This window comes from Aminobacter sp. MDW-2 (assembly GCF_014250155.1).
Classification (GTDB): domain Bacteria; phylum Pseudomonadota; class Alphaproteobacteria; order Rhizobiales; family Rhizobiaceae; genus Aminobacter; species Aminobacter ciceronei.
Window position 1 is genome coordinate 2,440,813 of record NZ_CP060197.1, and the last position, 18,018, is coordinate 2,458,830.

The 18,018-nt window shown below is 62.5% G+C and carries 22 protein-coding genes and 1 tRNA gene; 8 read left to right on the forward strand and 15 right to left on the reverse strand.

From position 1 onward, the window contains the following. Positions 1-26 precede the first annotated feature (26 nt). Positions 27-103: transfer RNA gene (locus tag H5P29_RS11855), tRNA-Met, on the reverse strand. 285 nt (positions 104-388) lie between these two features. Between H5P29_RS11855 and H5P29_RS11860 the strand changes: the two genes are divergently transcribed. Continuing rightward, entirely contained in the window at positions 389-1,342 is a 954-nt protein-coding gene (locus tag H5P29_RS11860) for a Gfo/Idh/MocA family protein (RefSeq protein ID WP_154386843.1), read from the forward strand. A 130-nt stretch (positions 1,343-1,472) separates the two neighbouring features. On the opposite strand, the gene H5P29_RS11865 is transcribed toward H5P29_RS11860, so the two are convergent. Then, positions 1,473-1,847 carry a YkvA family protein gene (locus H5P29_RS11865; protein ID WP_154386842.1) on the reverse strand — a complete coding sequence of 125 codons (375 nt, stop codon included), beginning with the start codon at positions 1,845-1,847 and terminating at the stop codon, positions 1,473-1,475. An 11-nt stretch (positions 1,848-1,858) separates the two neighbouring features. Next, positions 1,859-3,049 (reverse strand): tRNA 2-thiouridine(34) synthase MnmA, encoded by a 1,191-nt coding sequence (gene mnmA / locus H5P29_RS11870; RefSeq protein WP_067959147.1) that lies wholly within the window; start codon positions 3,047-3,049, stop codon positions 1,859-1,861. Positions 3,050-3,317: 268 nt separating this feature from the next. Here mnmA and H5P29_RS11875 point away from each other — a divergent pair, with 268 nt between their 5' ends. Beyond that, positions 3,318-3,593, forward strand: a complete 276-nt coding sequence (locus tag H5P29_RS11875) for a DUF1153 domain-containing protein (protein WP_013529904.1) — start codon at positions 3,318-3,320, stop codon at positions 3,591-3,593. 102 nt (positions 3,594-3,695) lie between these two features. Here H5P29_RS11875 and H5P29_RS11880 read toward each other — a convergent pair whose 3' ends face one another. Beyond that, the gene (locus tag H5P29_RS11880) at positions 3,696-4,163 is read right to left on the reverse strand and encodes a paraquat-inducible protein A (RefSeq protein WP_067959150.1); all 468 of its coding nucleotides are present in this window, start codon (positions 4,161-4,163) and stop codon (positions 3,696-3,698) included. Between the two features lie 90 nt (positions 4,164-4,253). Continuing rightward, a complete protein-coding gene (locus tag H5P29_RS11885) occupies positions 4,254-5,180 on the reverse strand; it encodes an NADP-dependent oxidoreductase (protein ID WP_154386841.1) in 927 nt (308 codons plus the stop codon). Between the two features lie 77 nt (positions 5,181-5,257). Here H5P29_RS11885 and H5P29_RS11890 point away from each other — a divergent pair, with 77 nt between their 5' ends. Then, on the forward strand, positions 5,258-5,686 hold the full coding sequence (locus tag H5P29_RS11890; RefSeq protein WP_371818633.1) for a winged helix-turn-helix transcriptional regulator: 429 nt from the start codon (positions 5,258-5,260) through the stop codon (positions 5,684-5,686). Positions 5,687-5,774: 88 nt separating this feature from the next. Here H5P29_RS11890 and H5P29_RS11895 read toward each other — a convergent pair whose 3' ends face one another. Then, positions 5,775-6,152, reverse strand: a complete 378-nt coding sequence (locus H5P29_RS11895) for a flagellar export protein FliJ (RefSeq protein ID WP_154386840.1) — start codon at positions 6,150-6,152, stop codon at positions 5,775-5,777. Between the two features lie 451 nt (positions 6,153-6,603). On the opposite strand from H5P29_RS11895, the gene ctrA reads away from it, so the two are divergent. Then, positions 6,604-7,299 (forward strand): response regulator transcription factor CtrA, encoded by a 696-nt coding sequence (ctrA, locus tag H5P29_RS11900; RefSeq protein WP_067959158.1) that lies wholly within the window; start codon positions 6,604-6,606, stop codon positions 7,297-7,299. Positions 7,300-7,398: 99 nt separating this feature from the next. Here ctrA and H5P29_RS11905 read toward each other — a convergent pair whose 3' ends face one another. Together H5P29_RS11905 and chpT are read right to left on the reverse strand one after the other, a co-directional pair. Then, positions 7,399-7,767 carry a response regulator gene (locus tag H5P29_RS11905; protein ID WP_067959161.1) on the reverse strand — a complete coding sequence of 123 codons (369 nt, stop codon included), beginning with the start codon at positions 7,765-7,767 and terminating at the stop codon, positions 7,399-7,401. A 202-nt stretch (positions 7,768-7,969) separates the two neighbouring features. Then, the gene (gene chpT, locus H5P29_RS11910) at positions 7,970-8,599 is read right to left on the reverse strand and encodes a histidine phosphotransferase ChpT (protein WP_067966240.1); all 630 of its coding nucleotides are present in this window, start codon (positions 8,597-8,599) and stop codon (positions 7,970-7,972) included. A gap of 344 nt (positions 8,600-8,943) precedes the next feature. Here chpT and H5P29_RS11915 point away from each other — a divergent pair, with 344 nt between their 5' ends. Together H5P29_RS11915 and H5P29_RS11920 are read left to right on the forward strand one after the other, a co-directional pair. Then, positions 8,944-9,525 (forward strand): DUF1134 domain-containing protein, encoded by a 582-nt coding sequence (locus tag H5P29_RS11915; protein ID WP_067959164.1) that lies wholly within the window; start codon positions 8,944-8,946, stop codon positions 9,523-9,525. A 105-nt stretch (positions 9,526-9,630) separates the two neighbouring features. Continuing rightward, positions 9,631-10,773: a hypothetical protein gene (locus H5P29_RS11920; protein ID WP_154386839.1), complete on the forward strand. Its 1,143-nt coding sequence runs from the start codon at positions 9,631-9,633 to the stop codon at positions 10,771-10,773. A gap of 2 nt (positions 10,774-10,775) precedes the next feature. Here H5P29_RS11920 and H5P29_RS11925 read toward each other — a convergent pair whose 3' ends face one another. The 5 genes from H5P29_RS11925 to H5P29_RS11945 form a co-directional block, all read right to left on the reverse strand. Next, positions 10,776-11,579, reverse strand: coding sequence for an RNA methyltransferase (locus H5P29_RS11925; RefSeq protein WP_154386838.1), 804 nt, complete (start codon positions 11,577-11,579; stop codon positions 10,776-10,778). Between the two features lie 62 nt (positions 11,580-11,641). Next, positions 11,642-11,938, reverse strand: coding sequence for a helix-turn-helix transcriptional regulator (locus tag H5P29_RS11930; RefSeq protein ID WP_109575469.1), 297 nt, complete (start codon positions 11,936-11,938; stop codon positions 11,642-11,644). 130 nt (positions 11,939-12,068) lie between these two features. Then, positions 12,069-12,833, reverse strand: coding sequence for a HugZ family protein (locus H5P29_RS11935; RefSeq protein WP_185910341.1), 765 nt, complete (start codon positions 12,831-12,833; stop codon positions 12,069-12,071). 146 nt (positions 12,834-12,979) lie between these two features. Then, on the reverse strand, positions 12,980-13,741 hold the full coding sequence (locus tag H5P29_RS11940) for a 3-hydroxyacyl-CoA dehydrogenase (RefSeq protein WP_067959179.1): 762 nt from the start codon (positions 13,739-13,741) through the stop codon (positions 12,980-12,982). Between the two features lie 66 nt (positions 13,742-13,807). Continuing rightward, the gene (locus tag H5P29_RS11945; protein WP_067959181.1) at positions 13,808-14,344 is read right to left on the reverse strand and encodes a GNAT family N-acetyltransferase; all 537 of its coding nucleotides are present in this window, start codon (positions 14,342-14,344) and stop codon (positions 13,808-13,810) included. Between the two features lie 273 nt (positions 14,345-14,617). Between H5P29_RS11945 and H5P29_RS11950 the strand changes: the two genes are divergently transcribed. Continuing rightward, on the forward strand, positions 14,618-15,607 hold the full coding sequence (locus H5P29_RS11950) for a glutathione S-transferase family protein (protein WP_067959184.1): 990 nt from the start codon (positions 14,618-14,620) through the stop codon (positions 15,605-15,607). 283 nt (positions 15,608-15,890) lie between these two features. On the opposite strand, the gene H5P29_RS11955 is transcribed toward H5P29_RS11950, so the two are convergent. Then, positions 15,891-16,385: an NUDIX domain-containing protein gene (locus tag H5P29_RS11955; protein ID WP_067966242.1), complete on the reverse strand. Its 495-nt coding sequence runs from the start codon at positions 16,383-16,385 to the stop codon at positions 15,891-15,893. Between the two features lie 53 nt (positions 16,386-16,438). Between H5P29_RS11955 and H5P29_RS11960 the strand changes: the two genes are divergently transcribed. Then, on the forward strand, positions 16,439-17,374 hold the full coding sequence (locus H5P29_RS11960; RefSeq protein ID WP_154386837.1) for a metallophosphoesterase: 936 nt from the start codon (positions 16,439-16,441) through the stop codon (positions 17,372-17,374). Here H5P29_RS11960 and H5P29_RS11965 read toward each other — a convergent pair. Then, positions 17,364-17,966: a hypothetical protein gene (locus H5P29_RS11965; RefSeq protein ID WP_154386836.1), complete on the reverse strand. Its 603-nt coding sequence runs from the start codon at positions 17,964-17,966 to the stop codon at positions 17,364-17,366. The two genes, H5P29_RS11960 and H5P29_RS11965, sit on opposite strands and share 11 nt — an antisense overlap. Positions 17,967-18,018 lie beyond the last annotated feature (52 nt).

An 18,018-nucleotide genomic window follows, 5' to 3' on the forward strand; every position in this document is an offset into this window, starting at 1 on the left:
CTGCATGCTGTCTTGAGGTGAGGAAGTGGTAGCGGGAAGTGGATTCGAACCACCGACCCCAGGATTATGATTCCCGTGCTCTAACCAACTGAGCTATCCCGCCAGGGTTGGAGAAGGCCCGAAATCACTGTCTCTGTGAGAGGCAGGCGTCGATGCGTTCGCCAAGGTTGGGCGGATATAATGTCTCGATGGCGAGCCTGTCAAGCAGTGAGATCGGGCGTTTCAGGATAAATGTCTGACGCATCGGCTGACCCTTGGGCAGCTCGCGGAAAGCGCCATTCCACCGCCTTCGCGGACGCGCCGGGCGCTTATGGCGCAACACGCGGGGTTGAGTTGGCGAGGTGCCGGGACTATGTCTGCCGGCGTAATTCTCCTTGGAAAGAGCCTGATGAAACCGCGTATTGCAGTCCTTGGATGCGGCTATTGGGGCGGTAACCACATCCGCACCCTGAAGTCGCTTGGCGCCCTCCATGCCGTTTCCGACGTCGATTCGGCGCGGGCCGAACGCTTTGCCGGCGAACATGGCTGCATCGCGCTGACCCCAGACGAATTGTTCGCCCGCGACGATGTTGATGCGATCGTCATGGCGTTGCCGCCGCAGTTCCACGCCGACTTTGCCGTGCGTGCCGTCTCGGCCGGCAAGGACGTGCTGGTCGAAAAGCCGATCGCGCTAACCGTGCCTGATGCCGAGCGCGCCGTGAAGGCCGCGCGCGACAATGGCCGCGTCTTCATGACTGGCCACGTGCTGCGTTTTCACCCGGCCTTCGAAGGGCTCAAGGCGCTTGTCGACAAGGGCGAGCTCGGCGATGTCGGCTACATCCATTCGCACCGCCTCGGCCTTGGCAAATTCCACGCCGAGAACGACGCGTTGTGGGATCTGGCCCCTCACGACCTGTCGATGATCCTGGCGATCACCGGCACGGCGCCGATCGAGGTGCGCGGCGAGGGGGCTGCCGTGCTCAACCACCTCAGCGATTTCGCCCATCTGCACATGCGCTTCCCCAACGGCCTGCGCGGGCACCTGTTCGCCTCGCGGCTCAACCCTTACCGCGAGCGGCGGCTGACCGTCGTCGGCACCAAGGGCATGGCGGTGTTCGACGACGTCGAGCCGCAGGAGCGCAAACTGGCGCTCTATCGCCACGCCGTTTGGCAGGACGAGGGGCAGTGGACGTCGACGATGAACGAGCCGACCTACATTCCGATCGAGAACGCCATGCCGCTGACGCGCGAGCTCGAGCACTTCATCCACTGCATCCAGACGCGCCAAGAGCCGCGCACCGGTGCCGAGGAAGCGCTCGGCGTGCTCAGGATTCTCACGGCAGGTACTGTCACGCACGACTGAGGATAGGGGAATAAGGGAGTAAGGGAGTAGGGGAAAAAGGGCTTGCCCGCCGTTGGCGACGTCTGCTCCGTCCCTTACTCCCTTACTCCCTTACTCCCTTACTCCCTTACTCCCTTACTCCCTTACTCCCTTACTCCCTTCGCAGCACCCACCATCCCGCGAGAGCCAGGACGGCCAGCCACACAGCAATGATGAACACCAGACCAGCCATGCTGCGCGGCTTGGCTGTGATTTCGGCCGCCTGGGCGCGGAAGCCTGCCATCAGCTCGGCCGGGATCATGCGGATCACCACCCAGATGCCCAGGGGCACGATCAGCAGGTCATCGAGATAACCGAGCACCGGTACAAAATCGGGAATGAGGTCGATGGGGCTCAGCGCGTAGGCTGCGACGCAGGCAGCAGCCACGCGGGCAAGCCACGGCGTCAGCGGGCTGCGCGCTGCCAGGTACAGCGCCACGACGTCGCGCTTCAGAAGTCGGGCCCAGCGCTTGGCCGCTTCCAGCATCGAAGTGGCGGTTATTCTGCCGCGATCGACCCCGGCGTTGCCGCCAGCCGCGACAGCATCGCCTCGGCGTCGGCGTGGCGCTCGGAACGCTCGATGAAGCCGCCGCCGAAGACGCGGGCTTCGTTGCCTTCATCGGAATAGAGCACGCAGGCCTGACCCGGTGCTATGCCCGACTCGCCATCGACGAGTTCGACCCAGGTGGTGCCGTCCTTGTGATGCAGCACGACGGGGCGGGGCGGACGCGACGAACGCACCTTGGCATAAAGCTCGAGGCCGCTGGCCGGCACCGCCGACAGGGCGTCATCGCCGAGCCAATTCATGCCGCGCAGGAAGATCTTGTGCGTCTCCAGCGCCTCGCGCGGGCCGACGACGACACGCGCGCGCTCGGCGTCGATATGGACGACGTAGAGCGGCTCGCCCGAGGCGATGCCGATGCCGCGGCGCTGGCCGATGGTATAGCGCAGGATGCCTTCATGGCGGCCAAGCACACGGCCGTCGATATGGACGATGTCGCCGGGATTGGCGGCCGAAGGTCTGAGCTTGGCGATGATGTCGGAATATTTGCCCTGCGGCACAAAGCAGATGTCCTGGCTGTCCTGCTTGGCGGCAACCGTCAGGCCCATGCGCTCGGCAGCGGCGCGCACGTCTGGCTTGGACATGCCGCCAAGGGGAAAACGCAGATAGTCGATCTGCTCCTGGGTGGTGGCGAACAGGAAATAGCTCTGGTCGCGATCGGCGTCGACGGGGCGGTACAGGGAGCGGTGGGCACCGTTCTGCTTGGAGCGGATGTAGTGGCCGGTGGCGAGCGCATCGGCGCCGAGCTCGCGCGCGGTGGCGAGCAGGTCGGCGAACTTGACCGTCTGGTTGCACGAAACGCAGGGGATCGGCGTCTCGCCCGCGACATAGCTTTCGGCGAAGGGGTCGATGACGGCCTTGCGGAAGCGCTCTTCATAGTCGAGCACGTAATGTGGAATGCCGAGCGTCTCGGAGACGCGGCGAGCGTCGGCGATGTCCTGACCGGCGCAGCAGGAGCCAGCGCGGTGGGTTGCGGCACCATGGTCGTAGAGCTGCAGCGTGACGCCGACGACGTCATAGCCTTCCTGTTTCAGCAGGCCGGCCACGACTGAAGAATCGACACCGCCCGACATGGCAACAACCACGCGGGTGTCTTCGGGGCGTCCGGGCAGGTCCAGGCTGTTCATCGGGATTGCGTTCCGCTGTCTATAGGTCGGCTGCATGCCAATGGCTGCAATATAGGTCAAGCCTCATCGCAGTGCCACCCGGAGCGCGCTGGCCCACCTTTTTCGGCGAGAAACCAGCCAACTGGGCAGGTGGTTAAATTGCGGATTGAGAGTCTAACGTTCTGTTCACGTTCGTTACTTAGCTCTTAGTGTACGCTTAGGCAATTTTTAAAGCTGTGGCGCTAGTGTGACAGGTGATTGGGTCTTTGAGTTTTTAGTAGAGAGTACGATGACCGATCTGGTTAGACCGCGTGTCAAATATGTTATCGGGCCGGACGGCAGCCCGCTTACGATTGCCGATCTGCCCCCGACCAACACGCGCCGGTGGGTTATCCGCCGCAAGGCGGAAGTGGTCGCCGCGGTCAGGGGAGGACTGCTCAGTCTTGACGAAGCGTGCCAACGCTACAAGTTGACGACCGAGGAGTTCCTGTCCTGGCAGGCTTCCATTGACGAATACGGCCTTGCCGGCCTGCGCACCACGCGCATCCAGCAATACCGCCACTGACACCGGCCGTTGCGGCCAACCAACAGAAAAGGGTGCGGCTTGCCGCACCCTTTTTGCTTTCGGGCTGAGCTTTCCCCGAATTGCTACCTGAAACGCATTGCCTCAATGAGCTGCCTGTGCGCTGTCCCGTGGCTTCCTCTTTATGACGGCTGAAGCGGTTGCAGTCAGCATCACCGATGCCGCGAAGAACCACAGACCAGGTTTGGTGAAGGCCGTGGCGAGGCCTGATGTCTTGGCGGCGAAGACCACCAGCGCGACGAGGATGACGTCGAGCATCGACCAGTTGGACAGGGCCCGAAACCAGCCGGGAATGCTGACGGCGCCGGCTGCCTGGCCATAGGCCGCATTGTGCAGCAGGCCGAGCTTCATCGCGGGAAAGACCACCGAAAACATGGCGACGACAATCGCCAGCAGCCAATCGCCACCACGCCACAATGCTGCGATCATGCCGATCAACGAAGGTTCATCGGCGAAGAAATACAGTCGATCGACATGAATCAGCGGCAACACGATGCCGAGCGCGAAGCAGATCGAAGCTGCAAACAGGATCAATGGCAAAAGCGTGCGCATCGGCAAGCTATAGCGAAAGTCCGGATGATGGAGAAGCCGGGCAGCATGTGCGCCGCCCGGCCCGTTGCTGCAGAATTTCGAGCGTGGCTCTCAGAGCGCCAGCACGACTTTGCCCTTGGGTCTGGTCGCCAGGAAGGCATGCGCGGCACCGGCCTGGTCGAGCGGGAAGCTCCTGGCGACATGGACCTTGAGTTTGCCGGTTTCCGTCAGTTTCGCCAGTTCCTTCAGGCCATCGCCATCCGGCCGGACCGAGATGCGTTCGACCCTGATGCCACGTGATGCAGCCTCTGCTGCGGCCTTGTCGCTGAGGCCGAGCAGCACGACGAGCGTGCCGCCGTCCTTCAGCGCTTTCAGCGACTTCTCAGGATGATCGCCGCCGAGCGCCTCAAAGACGAGATCGACCGGGCCGGCTTTGGCGACGAAATCGTCCGAGGTGTAGTCGATCACCTCGTCGGCACCGAGGGAGCGGACGAAATCGACCTTGCCGGGGCTCGCGGTGGCAATGACATAAGCGCCCCGCGCCTTGGCGATCTGTACGGCCAGGTGGCCGACGCCGCCGGCGGCCGCCTGGATCAGGACACGGTCGTTGGTCTTGAGCTTGCCTGCTGTCACCAGGCCTTGCCAGGCCGTCAGGCCGGCGAGGGGGAGGGCGGCTGCCGTGACATGGTCGAGCGCCTCGGGCTTGTGCACGATCTCGCTTGCCGGTGCTGCCGCCAGTTCGGCATAGGTGCCGGCCTGTGCCGGGAAGCGCGGCATGCCGAAGACCTCGTCGCCTGCTGCAAAGCCGTTGGCGCCGGCGCCAACGGCTTCGACAGTGCCTGACAGGTCCCAGCCGAGCACGAAGGGCGGCTCGCCAAGAAGGGGGTAGAACCCGCCGCGCACGGCGGCATCGACCGGATTGACGCCGGCAGCCTTGATGCGGATCAGCACTTCGCCGGGCCTGGGCTGTGGTGTCGGCTGTTCGGCGAGTTCGAGCACTTCAGGTCCGCCGACAGTGTTCTGGGTAATGGCACGCATGAGAATGTCCTCCTTGGGTGGATGCATGTGCCACTATCATCTGGATAGTATCACTCGCTTGTCTAGAATGTACCTCAATGATACATAGGTACCCCATGGATAGTGATTGCGCCCCCGACACGCCGTTCGGCTATGACGCCTTCCGACGCGAATGCATGTCGCACACCGTGCTCGAGATGCTGGCGAGTAAATGGGTCTATCTGGTCGTCGGTGCCTTGAAGCCGGGCCGGCGGCGCTATGGCGAGCTGCAGCGCAAGGTAGAGGGCATCACGCCCAAGATGCTGACGCAGACACTGCGTATTCTGGAGCGCGACGGGCTGGTGCGGCGCGAGATCTTCCCGGTCATACCGCCGCGCGTCGAGTACGAGCTGACCGATCTCGGCCGTAACCTCGCCGATCTGCTCAACCAGATCCGTGTCTGGGCGGAGCGCCATGCGCCCGAAATTCGTGATTCGCGTGCCCAATCATTGGCTGCCGAAGGAGAGCCGGCCGAACTCAGGACCTAGCGGGGGCCTTGGGCCGAGCGGATGGCTCGAGGCGCCAAACGGCTCGCTGCCGCGCGAGCAGCGGCAAAGTGCGGGAGAAATTGACTTTTTAGCCGATCATCGCGCTGCGACCGGTGCCGTCGACGTCGCGGGTGTTGCGATCGCGCGACTCCAGAGCCTCCGCCTTGGACAGCTCCGCTTCAGCTTCGGCGAGTAAGGATTCGGCAGCGGCGCGCTGTTGCGCCAGGTCATGCTGGGAGTTTTTCAGGTTGTCACGTCGTTGCCGCGCGGCCTTGGCGAAGGTCGGATAGGCGAAATGATTGAGATCGGTGATCCCCGCCTTCTTTTCCTCGGCGACGATCTGCAGTTCGAGCTCGCTGGCCATGCGGTCGAACTCGGCGATCATCGAATCAAGCTGCATCAGCTGGCGGCGCTTTTCGTTCACCTGAAACTGCTTGAGCCTGACCAGGTTCTCACGTGACTTCATGACCCGATACTCCCGAACACCGAAAAACGCACTTCTACTCGCCTACTTCGGCCCAAATGGACCGTGCCGCGCCGGAACCGGTTCTGAACTCCCGACTATGGAAAACAAACTTTTAAAGTTTTTGTCCGTCGGTAACCATTCGTTTACGGGCATCGTTAATCATACCCATCGAGACTTAAAGCCCGGTAAAGATTCTGGTTTTCGCCGTGAATGTGATCGGGTCGTGTCCGGAGTCGCTTAGGCAACCTTGTTAATGCAGCGCGTTAAGATGTTGACCGTGTGATTCATGATTGGATTCAAGAGGGTGTATGCGCCGGTTAAAATTTCTGATATGGTCTTCCATACGAAATTAGGTTTTGTTAACCATTCGATGGCAGCCTCCGATTCAGTAGCACTGGGCCGGTATGGATTAGACCGAGAAGACGTTCCGGCAGCAGAAAAGGGGATTTGAATGCGCGTTCTGCTGATAGAAGACGACAGTGCAACCGCACAGAGCATCGAACTGATGCTCAAATCGGAAAGCTTCAACGTCTACACGACCGATCTCGGCGAAGAAGGCGTCGATCTCGGCAAGCTTTATGACTACGACATCATCCTTCTCGACCTGAACCTGCCCGACATGTCGGGTTACGAGGTTCTGCGTACTTTGCGCCTGTCCAAGGTCAAGACGCCGATCCTGATCCTCTCCGGCATGGCCGGTATCGAGGACAAGGTGCGCGGCCTGGGCTTCGGCGCCGATGACTACATGACCAAGCCGTTCCACAAGGACGAGCTGGTGGCACGCATTCACGCCATCGTCCGCCGTTCGAAGGGTCACGCCCAGTCGGTCATCATCACCGGCGACCTGATCGTCAATCTCGACGCCAAGACGGTCGAAGTCGGTGGCCAGCGCGTGCACTTGACCGGCAAGGAATACCAGATGCTGGAGCTGCTCTCGCTGCGCAAGGGCACCACGCTGACCAAGGAAATGTTCCTCAATCACCTTTATGGTGGCATGGACGAGCCCGAACTGAAGATCATCGACGTCTTCATTTGCAAGCTACGCAAGAAGCTCGACGCTGCATCCGGTGGCCAGAACTTCATCGAAACTGTCTGGGGCCGCGGCTATGTGCTGCGTGAGCCGGAAGAACTTCGCGAAATTGCCTGATTTATTCTGGATACTTCAGTCAAAACCCGGCCTTCGTGCCGGGTTTTCTTTTTTCTGGGCACAGTTTCTCGCTAGGTGTCTGTCGTGCCAGGAGCGAAATCAGGCTGCGACGTCGAAGGCGCGAAAGCGATCGAGCAGTTGCGGCCTGGTGAACGGCTTCAGAAGATAGCCCTGCGCGCCGGCACGCTTGGCGCGCATGATGGCGCCGATGTCGACCTCAGTCAGGCAGATGGCGATCTGCGGCTTGACACGGCCTTCGATGGCGCGGACACGGCGGATGAAGTCTGTGGTGCTCATGTCCTCGAGCCCGCCGTCGACGACGATGATGTCGGGCATGTCGTAGGCGCACATATCCAGCCCCTCGGCGCCGGATGCCGCCTCGACGACGACCATCTCGGAGCTGTTGAGGATGCGTTTGGCGACTTTGCGGATGACGCTCGAATCATCGACGAACAGGCAACGCTTCATATCCCGGTCCTTTTTGCGGGAGCCGGACGCGTCAGTCGCGCCGGATGCAACGTGACCTTAGCTGGGCGGCGTAAAGAAGCCGAAAACCCGAATGGTAAAATTCTTGGAAACTTCGGCGCGTGCGGTCGCGCCCAAGCGCGCGCACGCTGTCACGAGACCGTTGCCACCAGGCGATGACGACAATACTGAAACGTCGTGCCGATTACTCGGCAGTGAGCAGGATCTCTTCCGGCGTGGCGTGGATCGAGATCGTCATGCCGGCTTCGCGCGCCAGCAGCAGCGTGTAGTAGGGCTGCACCGAATGGGCGTCGATCGGCTCGTCAGGCTTGTGGCCGGAGTGCAGCTCGAGGAATTTTGGCGGCACACGCAACATCGGGCCGCTGGCCGACAGGATGAATTTCGGCGCCGTCTCGACGGCTTCCAGCGTCACGCTGAGCTTGCCGCCGCGCGGTATCGCCGCATGGGCGACGAGCAAAAGGTTGAGCAGCAGCTTGACCTTGTTCTTGGGCAGCAGTGCGCGCCCGCCACTCCAGGTCAGTTCCGGCTTCTCGTTCTTGAGGAAGGCGGTCGCAACCGATTCCGCGTCGCCGGTGTCGATCAGCATGCCGGCCGAGCCAGCAGCACCAAAGGCGATGCGGGCGAACTGCAGCCGCGCCGACGCGTTGCGGGCGCTGGTACGGATGAGGCGCATCGCGTCCTCGTCGGCGCCGCCCTCGTCGAGCAGTTCGAGGCCATTGTTGATGGCGCCGACCGGCGAGATGATGTCGTGGCAGACGCGGCTGCACAGCAGCGCTGCGAGGTCAGGGGCGGAAAGCGTCAACAACTCGGCCATGAACGGCATCCCTCGGGCAAAAAATGACTTGAACCACGATCTGGCGGCCACGAAGCCCGACAGTACGAATCAGGGCTGGCCTTACAGTACTCTTGGTTACACAGCGCCGCCTCATGCGGCAAGAAACAGCCGATAACGCTTGCGCGAAATGGTGGCTTTTCTGCGCAACTCCGGGCTTTTTAACGCCCGGTCGTGCCTTCGATCCGCCATCTTCGTAGGTCAGTTTAATGGTTGAAAAAGGATTACGGCATAGTTTGCCGAAGTTGGACCAGCCAGCCGCCATCAAGAGTAGCAGCGGGTCCGGGGCGTCGAGAAAGTGTGCTCCCTGACGGAGATTTGGAAGCATGATTTCCCGATTCTATGGCCGGACTTTTGCCCGGCTTGTTGCCGCGATGTTCGTCCTTGTCGGCGTTCTGGCATTTTCGACATCTGCGTCTCGCGCGCAGCAATATACCTCGCAGGAGATCCTTGATTCCGGCCATCGCTTCTTTGGCTCGACGTCTGGCGGTCTCGCCAGCGTGGTCGAGAAGGTTTTCGCGTCCTATGGCCTGCCGAACGGCTACGTGCTTGGCGAAGAGGGATCGGGTGCCTTTGTCGGCGGCCTGACCTATGGCGAGGGCACGCTCTACACCAAGAATGCCGGCGACCATAAGGTGTTCTGGCAGGGGCCGTCGCTGGGCTGGGATTTCGGCGGGCAGGGCTCGCGCACGATGATCCTGGTCTACAACCTGGACGACGTGAACAACCTCTATGACCGTTATGGCGGCGTCGCGGGTTCGGCCTATGTCGTTGCCGGCGTTGGCTTCAACGTCCTCAAGCGCGGCAACATTTTGCTCGTGCCCGTGCGTACCGGTGTCGGCGCGCGACTGGGCGTCAATCTTGGCTACCTGAAGTTGACCCAGCAGCCGACCTGGAATCCGTTCTGATTGTGTGAAGAACGGGTCGATTGGGCGCCATTTTGTTGCGGCGGTGCTGGATTCCTGCCATGGGAACATGGCAAACTCGCGCGTATCCGTAACGGGTAAAGTGCCTTGGTCCAGTCGATCCTCTTTTTCGTTCTTGGCTTCCTGACCGCCGGCTTTGTGGTGCTGCTGATTGCGCCGTCGGTCTGGCGGCGTGCCGTTTCGGTCACCCGCCAGCGGGTCGAAGCCAAGCTTCCGATGACCCTCGATGAAATCCGCGCCGACAAGGACAGTCTGCGCGCCGAGCACGCCATGGCGCTGCGCAAAGTCGAGGTTCAGCTCAAATCGTCGCAGGAAAAGCTCCTGACGCAGGCCGTCGAGCTTAGCCGGAGCCGTGAGGCGCAAAAGGCCCACGTCACCGACCATGCCGACAAGGATCGCACCGTCGGCGAACTGGAAGCCGCGCGCGGCAGCCTGAGAGAGGACATCGCCAAGCGCGACGAACAGATCAAGGCTCTTGCCGCCCAGCTCGTCGAAGCCGAAAGCATGCTGGAGAAGCGGGCACAGGAGATCGAGGAGATTGGCAGGCTGTATGACGAGGCCAGCCTGTCCTCGAGCAACCGCCAGATCGAGCTGGTCAGCCGCGAAAGCGAGATTGGCAAGCTCTCCGACGACATGTCGGCGCTGCGCAGCCAGCGCAAGGACGCCGACAAGCGTGTCGTCGAACTCGAAGCTGACAACAAGGCCGTGCGCGAGGCGCTCCTGGCGGAAACCAAGCGCGCTGTCGAACTGGACAAGAGGTTGCAGCAGATGGTGTCTTCACTCAGTGACCGCGACGACAAGCTGGAGCGGCGCGAGGCGGAGCTCGGCCGGTTGCGCGAAACTGAACTCGCCCGCGTGCGCGAGCAGCTGAAGGGCCCGCAGGCCGCGCCGGAAACGGCAGCGGTCAATGGCACGGCGCAGGCGATGGAGCGGGAGCGTCTGGAAGGGCGGCTGACCACGCTGACGCGCGAGAACAAGCGACTGAAGGGTGAGTTGTCGAAAGCCGGACGCACCAAGTCGTCGCCAAGCGAGGATTCGCAGCTGCGCGAGCAGATGCACGAACTGGCCGCCGAAGTCGTGGCGCTTACCGCTCGGCTTGAGGGCGCTGACTCGCCGATTGCCAAGGCGCTTGCCGAATCCGGTGAGGCCCGTACGCCCGTCGATGCGCCAGCCGTGATCAGCCTTGCCGATCGCGTCCGGGCGCTGCAGAAACCTGTCCCCGCCGAATAGGCCTATTCTGATGCTTCGGTGAAGTGATGCAGCGCGATCGCCGATGCGGCCGCGACATTCAGGCTGTCGAAACCAGGCGCCATCCGGATCTTTGCCGTCGTCAGTCTTCTCAGCAGCGGCTCGGGCAAACCTTCGCCTTCGGTGCCGAGGTACAGCGCCAGCCGGGCGGGGCGCCTGATGTCCCTGATGTCGGCCTCGCCCGCGGGCGACAGCGCCAGCTGTTCGAAGCTGTGGCGGGTAAGTGCGTCGGCAAGCTCGCCGGCCGTGCCGCCTATGGCGAACGGCACCTTGAGCGCTGCACCGACTGAGACCCTGATTGCCTTGCGGTAGAGCGGGTCGCAGCAGGTCTGGTCGAGCAGCACCGCGTCGGCACCAAAGGCTGCCGCGTTGCGGAAGATCGAGCCGATATTGTCGTGGTTGGAGATCCCCACCGGCACCGCCACCAGCGCGCGTTCGGGCAGGGCGGCAAGCACGTCGTCGACTGAAGCCGTCGCTCCCTTGCGGCCGATGGCCAGGATGCCGCGATGCATGTGGAAGCCTGCAATGGCGTCCATGACGGCGCCCGAGGCGACGTAGACCGGCATGGCTTCGGGAGCAAGGGCGAGGGTCTGGCTCATGCCGGCAAGGCGGTTTTCGAGCACCAGCACCGAATCCGCGTCGAAGCGCCGCGCTGCAAACAGCACGTTGAGAACGACCTTGCCCTCGGCGATGAAGCGCCCTTCGCGACCGACCAGATCGCGCTCGCGGATGTCGAGATAGGGGGCCACGCGCGGGTCGGCCGGGTTGTCGATGCGGATGATGTTCATGGTAGCTTCATAGCGGAGGGCAGTCCGCTATGGGAGCCTGGAAAGGCTTAGTCAGCTGAAGATCAGGCGTCCTCGAAGATGCCTTCCAGCGTGCCGAGCAGCTTGCGCACGGCTTCGGACTTGCAGGTGTAGTAGATCATCTGCCGGTCGCGACGTGTCTCGACCAATTCCTCGTTGCGCAAGCGGGCCAGGTGCTGCGACAGCGCCGATTGGCTCAATGACACCTTTTCGGCAATCGCGCCGACCGACATTTCCGTGTCGAGCAGATGGCTCATGATCATCAGCCGCTTTTCATTGCCCATAAGTGTGAGCAAGGAAGCAGCAGCTTCCGCATTGGCCGTCAGTTTTTTCGGTTTCATGGGTACCCCGTGTATCAGTCATGCTTTCCGGCGTCATGGGGGCAACAACGACGGATTACCAAACCAGATGATCAATGGAATCAGCGATCAATCTGGCTAAAATAGGACAAATCAGCTTTCGCTGAAAAAATCAAGACTTCGCTGCGCGACCTTCTTTTGCCATTTCCACAAGGCTTCGCCTGAGATCGGCGGCCTCGGCAAGTAACGCAGGGAAAAGCACGCGTGCGGTCTCGTCGCCGGCGGCCAGATCCATGCCTTCAGGATCGAAGCCGCTGAGCACCCAGCCCTTGTCGTCGAGCCGGCCATAATGGGTGGCATAGATCGTGGTCGCTTCGGTGTGATCCGAATTCATGTGGTCGAGAGCCGACTGTTCGGCTGCCGCGATCGCGTCCACCGCGGGGCCGGCGAGCAGCAGGTCGTCGCGGCTCAACAGATAGGCCTTGCCGAAGCCGCCATTGAGGTTGGCGCGCTCGAGTTCCAGCCGAAAGACGGTAAAGTCGGTGAGGCCGATGTAGAGCTTGGCCTTGGGATTGCGGTTGACGTAGCGACGTTCGGCGCGGGCGTACTCCGGCGTGCCGCGTTCCAGCTTGCGCGCCCGGCAGAACAGCGTGATGCGCGGATGGGCGAGGGGATCACCCTTGCCGACCTCTCCGACCAAAAGCGAACAGACGGGATTGGCGACGATGCCCTTGGTGTGAGCGGATAAGCCTGAGATCAGGATCAGCGGCGTGCCGTCGACGTCGGTTGCGGTGCCGACCCGGCTGGCGAGTGGCGAGCCGGTTTCCGGCTCGATGACGGCAAGCGCACCATGGCGGGCCTTGCGCATCAGCGAACGCGCGAGCGCTGTCGCTTCCGCGGTGGTCTCCAGAAACACGTCCTTCTTGCGCTCTTCCACTGCTTCACCATCAAATATGACTAATTCAATCTACTTATCCAAGGCGGACAGGCTTTGGCAAGGGGGTCGTTTCGCCACAAGCAAAACAGCCCCGGAAGCTTGCGCTGCCGGGGCTGCAGGATAGCCGATCCTGGGACGGCTGGCGCCTATTTCGGCGCCATGCGAATGGCACCGTCGAGGCGAATGGTCTCGCCATTGATCATTTGGTTCTCGACGATGTGCAATGCCAGCGCACCATATTCCGACGGTTCGCCCAGACGTGGCGGGAACGGAACGGCGGCACCCAACGAGTCTTGCACCTCCTGCGGCATCGCCGCCATCATCGGCGTCTTGAAGATGCCGGGCGCAATGGTGGCGACACGGATGCCCGAACGCGAGAGATCGCGGGCGATCGGCAGCGTCATGCCGACGACGCCGCCCTTGGAGGCGGAGTAGGCGGCCTGGCCGATCTGGCCGTCATAGGCGGCGACCGAGGCGGTGTTGATGATGACGCCGCGCTCGCCGCCGGCCAGCGGTTCGAGCTTGGAGGCTGCGTCGGCAAACAGCCGGATCATGTTGAAGGAGCCGATCAGGTTGACCTCGATCACCTGGCGGAAGACGCTGAGCGGATGCGGACCGTCCTTGCCGACAGTCTTCACGCCGACGGCGATGCCGGCGCAGTTGACCAAAATACGGGCCGTGCCGAGCTTGGCTTCCACTTCGGCAAATGCCGTGACAGCGCTTTCTTCATTGCTGACATCGCAGCGCACGGCGACACCGCCGATGTCGGCGGCGACCTTCTCGGCGCGTTCGAGGCTGAGATCGAAGATCGCGACCTTGGCGCCCTTGGCAGCGAGTGCGCGCGCGGTGGCTTCGCCAAGGCCGGAGCCGGCGCCGGTGACCACTGCAATCTGCCCGTTTGGATTCATGTCAGCCTGTCCTCTTCTGCTGTTACTGAATTAGCAAGATGGGCGGCACGGGCAAGTCATCGGCGGCTAGGCCGGCTCGGTCGTGCGTTGCGGTGTCTTGGCCAGGTTGGCGTGGCAGACCTCGCCCGTCAATTCGGCAACCGCGCCCGGCACGATCTCATGCGCCAAGAGGCGGTTAAGGTCGACCGGCCGCGGCATCTCGATCTGACCGCGCGGAATGCGCACGAAACCGAGCGGGCCGTAATAAGGCTCGTCGCCGACGAGTATGACGGCGGGTTCGCTGGATTTTTCCGCTGCTGCGAGCGCCATGGCGACCAGCTTGCGGCCGATGCCCATGTTCTTGAAGTCGGGGCGCACGGCAAGCGGGCCCAACATCTGTGCCCGGCCGGCGCCGGCGGCGATTGGCGTCATCCTGACCGAGGCGATGACCTGGCCACCATGCATGGCGACGAAGGACAGCGAGCGGTCGTGCGGACCGCCTTCGCGGATCTTGTAGGCCGCGCGTGTGAACCGACCCGGGCCAAAGGCCTCGGCGTTGATTTCATCGATTTCGAGATCGTGCGCCGGAGCTTCCGGCATGTAGGTGACGTCGGCGAGGGTCATGTTTTTTGCAATCCGGTACCGTGGGATGAGGTGCCGCGGGGCATGCCGCAGCAGTCGCAAGTCAGCGCTTCAAGCGCGTGCGCTCATTCGTCGTCGGTCGACCCGGATATTTGCAAAGCAATGTGACATCGAAATGCCCGCTACCATCATTTTCGGCGCCCGTCCATCGTGCATTTGGCCGATGTGCGTCCTGCGTTGACAATCCGTTCAGCGAGTTGCGCTTCGGCTTCGGTCGCCGGGCACCTACATCGTGGCAAACGAAAGGATTTCACGATGGGATTGCTGGTTGAAGGCAAATGGCAGGATCGCTGGTACGACACCAAGTCGACAGGCGGCAAATTCGTGCGCTCGCATTCGCAATGGCGCGATTTCGTCACCGTCGACGGCATGCCGGCGGCAGGCCGGACACGTGGCTTCAAGGCCGAACCGGGGCGCTACCACCTCTATGTTTCGCTCGCCTGTCCCTGGGCGCACCGGACGCTGATTTTCCGCGCGCTGAAGAAGCTAGAAGACATCATCTCGGTGTCGGTCGTCCATCACTACATGGGCGAGAATGGCTGGACGTTCCGCAGCGATGACGGCGCCACTGGCGACACCCTCTACGGCCTCGACTACCTGCACCAGATCTACACCATGGCCGATCCGACCTATTCGGGCCGCGTCACCGTGCCGGTGCTGTGGGATAAGAAGGAAAAGACGATCGTTTCCAACGAGTCGTCCGAGATCATCCGGATGCTGAACCAGGCTTTCGACGCATGGGGCGACGCCGCGGTTGACTTTTACCCCGAGCCGCTGCGCGGCGAGATCGATGCGGTCAACGAGCTGGTCTATCCCTCGATCAACAACGGCGTCTACCGCGCCGGTTTCGCCACCAGCCAGACCGCCTATGAGGAGGCATTCAACGAACTGTTCGCCGCGCTCGACACGCTGGAAGACCGCCTCTCACGCCAGCGCTATCTCGTCGGCAACACCCTGACCGAGGCCGACTGGCGGCTGTTCACGACGCTGGTGCGCTTCGACCCGGTCTATGTCGGACACTTCAAGACCAATCTGCGCCGGATCGCCGACTACCCGAACCTGTCGAACTACCTGCGCGACCTCTACCAGGTGCAAGGCGTCGCCGAGACGGTGAACATGCTGCACATCAAGGCGCATTATTACGGCAGCCACACCGGCATCAACCCGACCGGTATCATCCCGCTTGGGCCGGAGATCGACCTCGACGCGCCGCACAACCGGGGGAAGTTGCTGAAGGCGGCTTGAGCTGCCTGCGCCGAGTGCCAAGCCTTCATGGTGCGCCTGTCGAACCATGAGGGCGTGGAGCGTCAGGGTAGTCGGGGTCGAATGCTCAGGTGCAGACCTTTCGATTCATGCTCGGATGCCAACACCATCGACCGCTTGTCGTCTGGAGAGCGGAAGCTGGCCGGAACTCGACGCAACTGCCGGGAAGGCGACCAATCGGGTGGAGGTTTCATGGTTGGCAACGACCAGAATTCACATTGCCGTCTCTCCACCCAGTGCTTGCGCAAAGAACAGCATCCCTCTCTCACCAATAGGGCGATGCTTCCTTGCCCTCGAACACCTCGGCAATCCGCCGCCGCGTCGCCGGCGTCGTGCCCTCCGGCAACGCGTCGAGCGGGAAAAATCCTGCCTCGGCGATCTCGTGGTCGGGTTGCTTCGGCCTGTCCTGCCGGAAGGCCTCGATCAGGTAGAAACCGACATGATCCCGCTTTGTCGCCTGCTTGTTGAGGTGGATCGACCGGAGGATGGGCGGCGCGGTGAGGACGATGTTGCCTTCCTCCTCCAGTTCACGCGCCAGCGACTCGACAAAGGTCTCGCCGATCTCGATGCCGCCACCCGGCAGCTGCCAGCCGGGCACGTAGGTGTGGCGGATCAGGAAGACCGAGTTGGTGGCGGTGTCGTGGACGAGGCCGCGCACGCCGAGCGTCATCGGCCGCCGCAGCAGGAAATAGAAGTGGAACAGCCTTCCGCGCAGCCGCGTCCATGAACCCTGGCGAGGGGAAGTGGCGACATTGCTCATCAGGCATGCCGCCATGGGTGGAAAGCTTGGAACGCGTGACCTAAAAGGAAACGATGTTCAGGCTTGCGCATATTTCCGACGTCCATCTTGGTCCGCTTCCGGATGTAACCTATCGCGACCTCGCCTCCAAGCGCATGGTCGGCTACGTCAATTGGCAGCGGAACCGCCGTCGGCATCACCATGACGGCATTGTCGATGCCATCGTCGCCGACCTCAAGGTGCAGGCGCCCAACCACCTCGCGGTAACAGGCGATCTGGTCAATCTGGCGCTCGATGGCGAAATCGCGCTGGCGCGGCTGTGGCTCGAAACGCTGGGCGAACCAGCCGATGTCTCGGTCGTGCCGGGCAATCATGATGCCTATGTGCCCGGGGCCTTCGACAAGGCCTGCCATGCCTGGGCGCCGTGGATGCATGGCGACGGCGTGCATGGCGCGATCAGTTCGACGAGCTTTCCCTATCTGCGCGTGCGGCAGGGTGTTGCGCTGATTGGCGTGTCGACGGCGCGCGCGACGGCTCCCTTCATGGCCAGCGGCTTCTTTCGCGAAGGGCAGGCAGAGCGGCTGGGCAGGGTCCTCGACGAAACAGGCAGGCGCGGCCTTTTCCGGGCGATCATGATCCACCATCCGCCCGTTCGCGGCGCTGTGGGCCAGCACAAGCGCCTGTTCGGCATCGGCAAGTTCCAAAAGCTGGTCAGACGACATGGCGCCGAGCTGGTGCTTCATGGCCATTCGCATCTGCCGACGCTGCACTGGATCGACGGGCGCGACGGGGCCGTGCCTGTTGTCGGCGTTGCCGCGGCAGGCCAAGCGCCGGGAGGACACAAGCCGGCGGCGCAGTTCAACCTGCTCGACATCTCCGGCCAGTCCGGGGACTGGAATGTCAGGCTTACCCGTCGTGGTCTGTCCGGACCGGCTATGCCATCGGCCGAGATCGGAACCTTTGATCTGAGCGCAGCGGTTCCGCGCTCGGCTGCATTGGTCAGGGAATGATGCCGGTGGCAGCGAGGCGCAGCCAGTAAAGCACCGCCATGACGGCGATGCCGATGGCAGCACCGGCAACAAGCAGGCCAAAACCCGCCATGATGCCCGGCAGGGCTGGCCTCTGCCGCAGCGGTGGCTCGGCATCAGCCACTGGCCCCCTGGCGAAGCCAGCAAGCGCCGGTTCCGCACCACCCTCCATCATCTGCTGGCGCTCGACGATTCGTTCGGCGATATAGCGCGTCACCTGGTCGGCGATGCGCTTGGCGTCGGTGGATTCGGCCAATACGACACGGCCGACACGGGTGTCGCGGACGAAGCGGAAGGTGCGGCGGTCGCGGCCGAGGCCGACATGGCTCACTGCGTCGATCCACAGCCTGGGCTGCAGCCCCGAAGAGATAACGAAATCGAAGTTGTCGATGTCTTTGGGCACGTCGGCGAAAACCGGCTCAAGCTCGGCGGCAAGCAGCTCAAGCCGCATGCGGTGGGCATCGCGCAGGTCGACGACCACGTCGCTGCGGTCGGCATTGGCGTTCTTGACGTCGCGGATGGCGTCCGCCAGCGGCTGCGCCTGCTTCAGTGCGGTCGCCCTGTCGTCGCTCATCGCCTGTTGCCCCGGATCATGTTTAAGCAACCGTTAACATAGCTACGATCGC

Bases quoted from the DNA above. Each gene is read 5' to 3' on its own strand.
- H5P29_RS11860 (WP_154386843.1), top strand. From the start codon at position 389: ATGAAACCGCGTATTGCAGTCCTTGGATGCGGCTATTGGGGCGGTAAC.
- H5P29_RS11865 (WP_154386842.1), bottom strand. From the start codon at position 1,847: ATGCTGGAAGCGGCCAAGCGCTGGGCCCGACTTCTGAAGCGCGACGTC.
- mnmA (WP_067959147.1), bottom strand. From the start codon at position 3,049: ATGAACAGCCTGGACCTGCCCGGACGCCCCGAAGACACCCGCGTGGTT.
- H5P29_RS11875 (WP_013529904.1), top strand. From the start codon at position 3,318: ATGACCGATCTGGTTAGACCGCGTGTCAAATATGTTATCGGGCCGGAC.
- H5P29_RS11880 (WP_067959150.1), bottom strand. From the start codon at position 4,163: ATGCGCACGCTTTTGCCATTGATCCTGTTTGCAGCTTCGATCTGCTTC.
- H5P29_RS11885 (WP_154386841.1), bottom strand. From the start codon at position 5,180: ATGCGTGCCATTACCCAGAACACTGTCGGCGGACCTGAAGTGCTCGAA.
- H5P29_RS11890 (WP_371818633.1), top strand. From the start codon at position 5,258: ATGATACATAGGTACCCCATGGATAGTGATTGCGCCCCCGACACGCCG.
- H5P29_RS11895 (WP_154386840.1), bottom strand. From the start codon at position 6,152: ATGAAGTCACGTGAGAACCTGGTCAGGCTCAAGCAGTTTCAGGTGAAC.
- ctrA (WP_067959158.1), top strand. From the start codon at position 6,604: ATGCGCGTTCTGCTGATAGAAGACGACAGTGCAACCGCACAGAGCATC.
- H5P29_RS11905 (WP_067959161.1), bottom strand. From the start codon at position 7,767: ATGAAGCGTTGCCTGTTCGTCGATGATTCGAGCGTCATCCGCAAAGTC.
- chpT (WP_067966240.1), bottom strand. From the start codon at position 8,599: ATGGCCGAGTTGTTGACGCTTTCCGCCCCTGACCTCGCAGCGCTGCTG.
- H5P29_RS11915 (WP_067959164.1), top strand. From the start codon at position 8,944: ATGATTTCCCGATTCTATGGCCGGACTTTTGCCCGGCTTGTTGCCGCG.
- H5P29_RS11925 (WP_154386838.1), bottom strand. From the start codon at position 11,579: ATGAACATCATCCGCATCGACAACCCGGCCGACCCGCGCGTGGCCCCC.
- H5P29_RS11930 (WP_109575469.1), bottom strand. From the start codon at position 11,938: ATGAAACCGAAAAAACTGACGGCCAATGCGGAAGCTGCTGCTTCCTTG.
- H5P29_RS11940 (WP_067959179.1), bottom strand. From the start codon at position 13,741: ATGAATCCAAACGGGCAGATTGCAGTGGTCACCGGCGCCGGCTCCGGC.
- H5P29_RS11945 (WP_067959181.1), bottom strand. From the start codon at position 14,344: ATGACCCTCGCCGACGTCACCTACATGCCGGAAGCTCCGGCGCACGAT.
- H5P29_RS11950 (WP_067959184.1), top strand. From the start codon at position 14,618: ATGGGATTGCTGGTTGAAGGCAAATGGCAGGATCGCTGGTACGACACC.
- H5P29_RS11955 (WP_067966242.1), bottom strand. From the start codon at position 16,385: ATGAGCAATGTCGCCACTTCCCCTCGCCAGGGTTCATGGACGCGGCTG.
- H5P29_RS11960 (WP_154386837.1), top strand. From the start codon at position 16,439: ATGTTCAGGCTTGCGCATATTTCCGACGTCCATCTTGGTCCGCTTCCG.
- H5P29_RS11965 (WP_154386836.1), bottom strand. From the start codon at position 17,966: ATGAGCGACGACAGGGCGACCGCACTGAAGCAGGCGCAGCCGCTGGCG.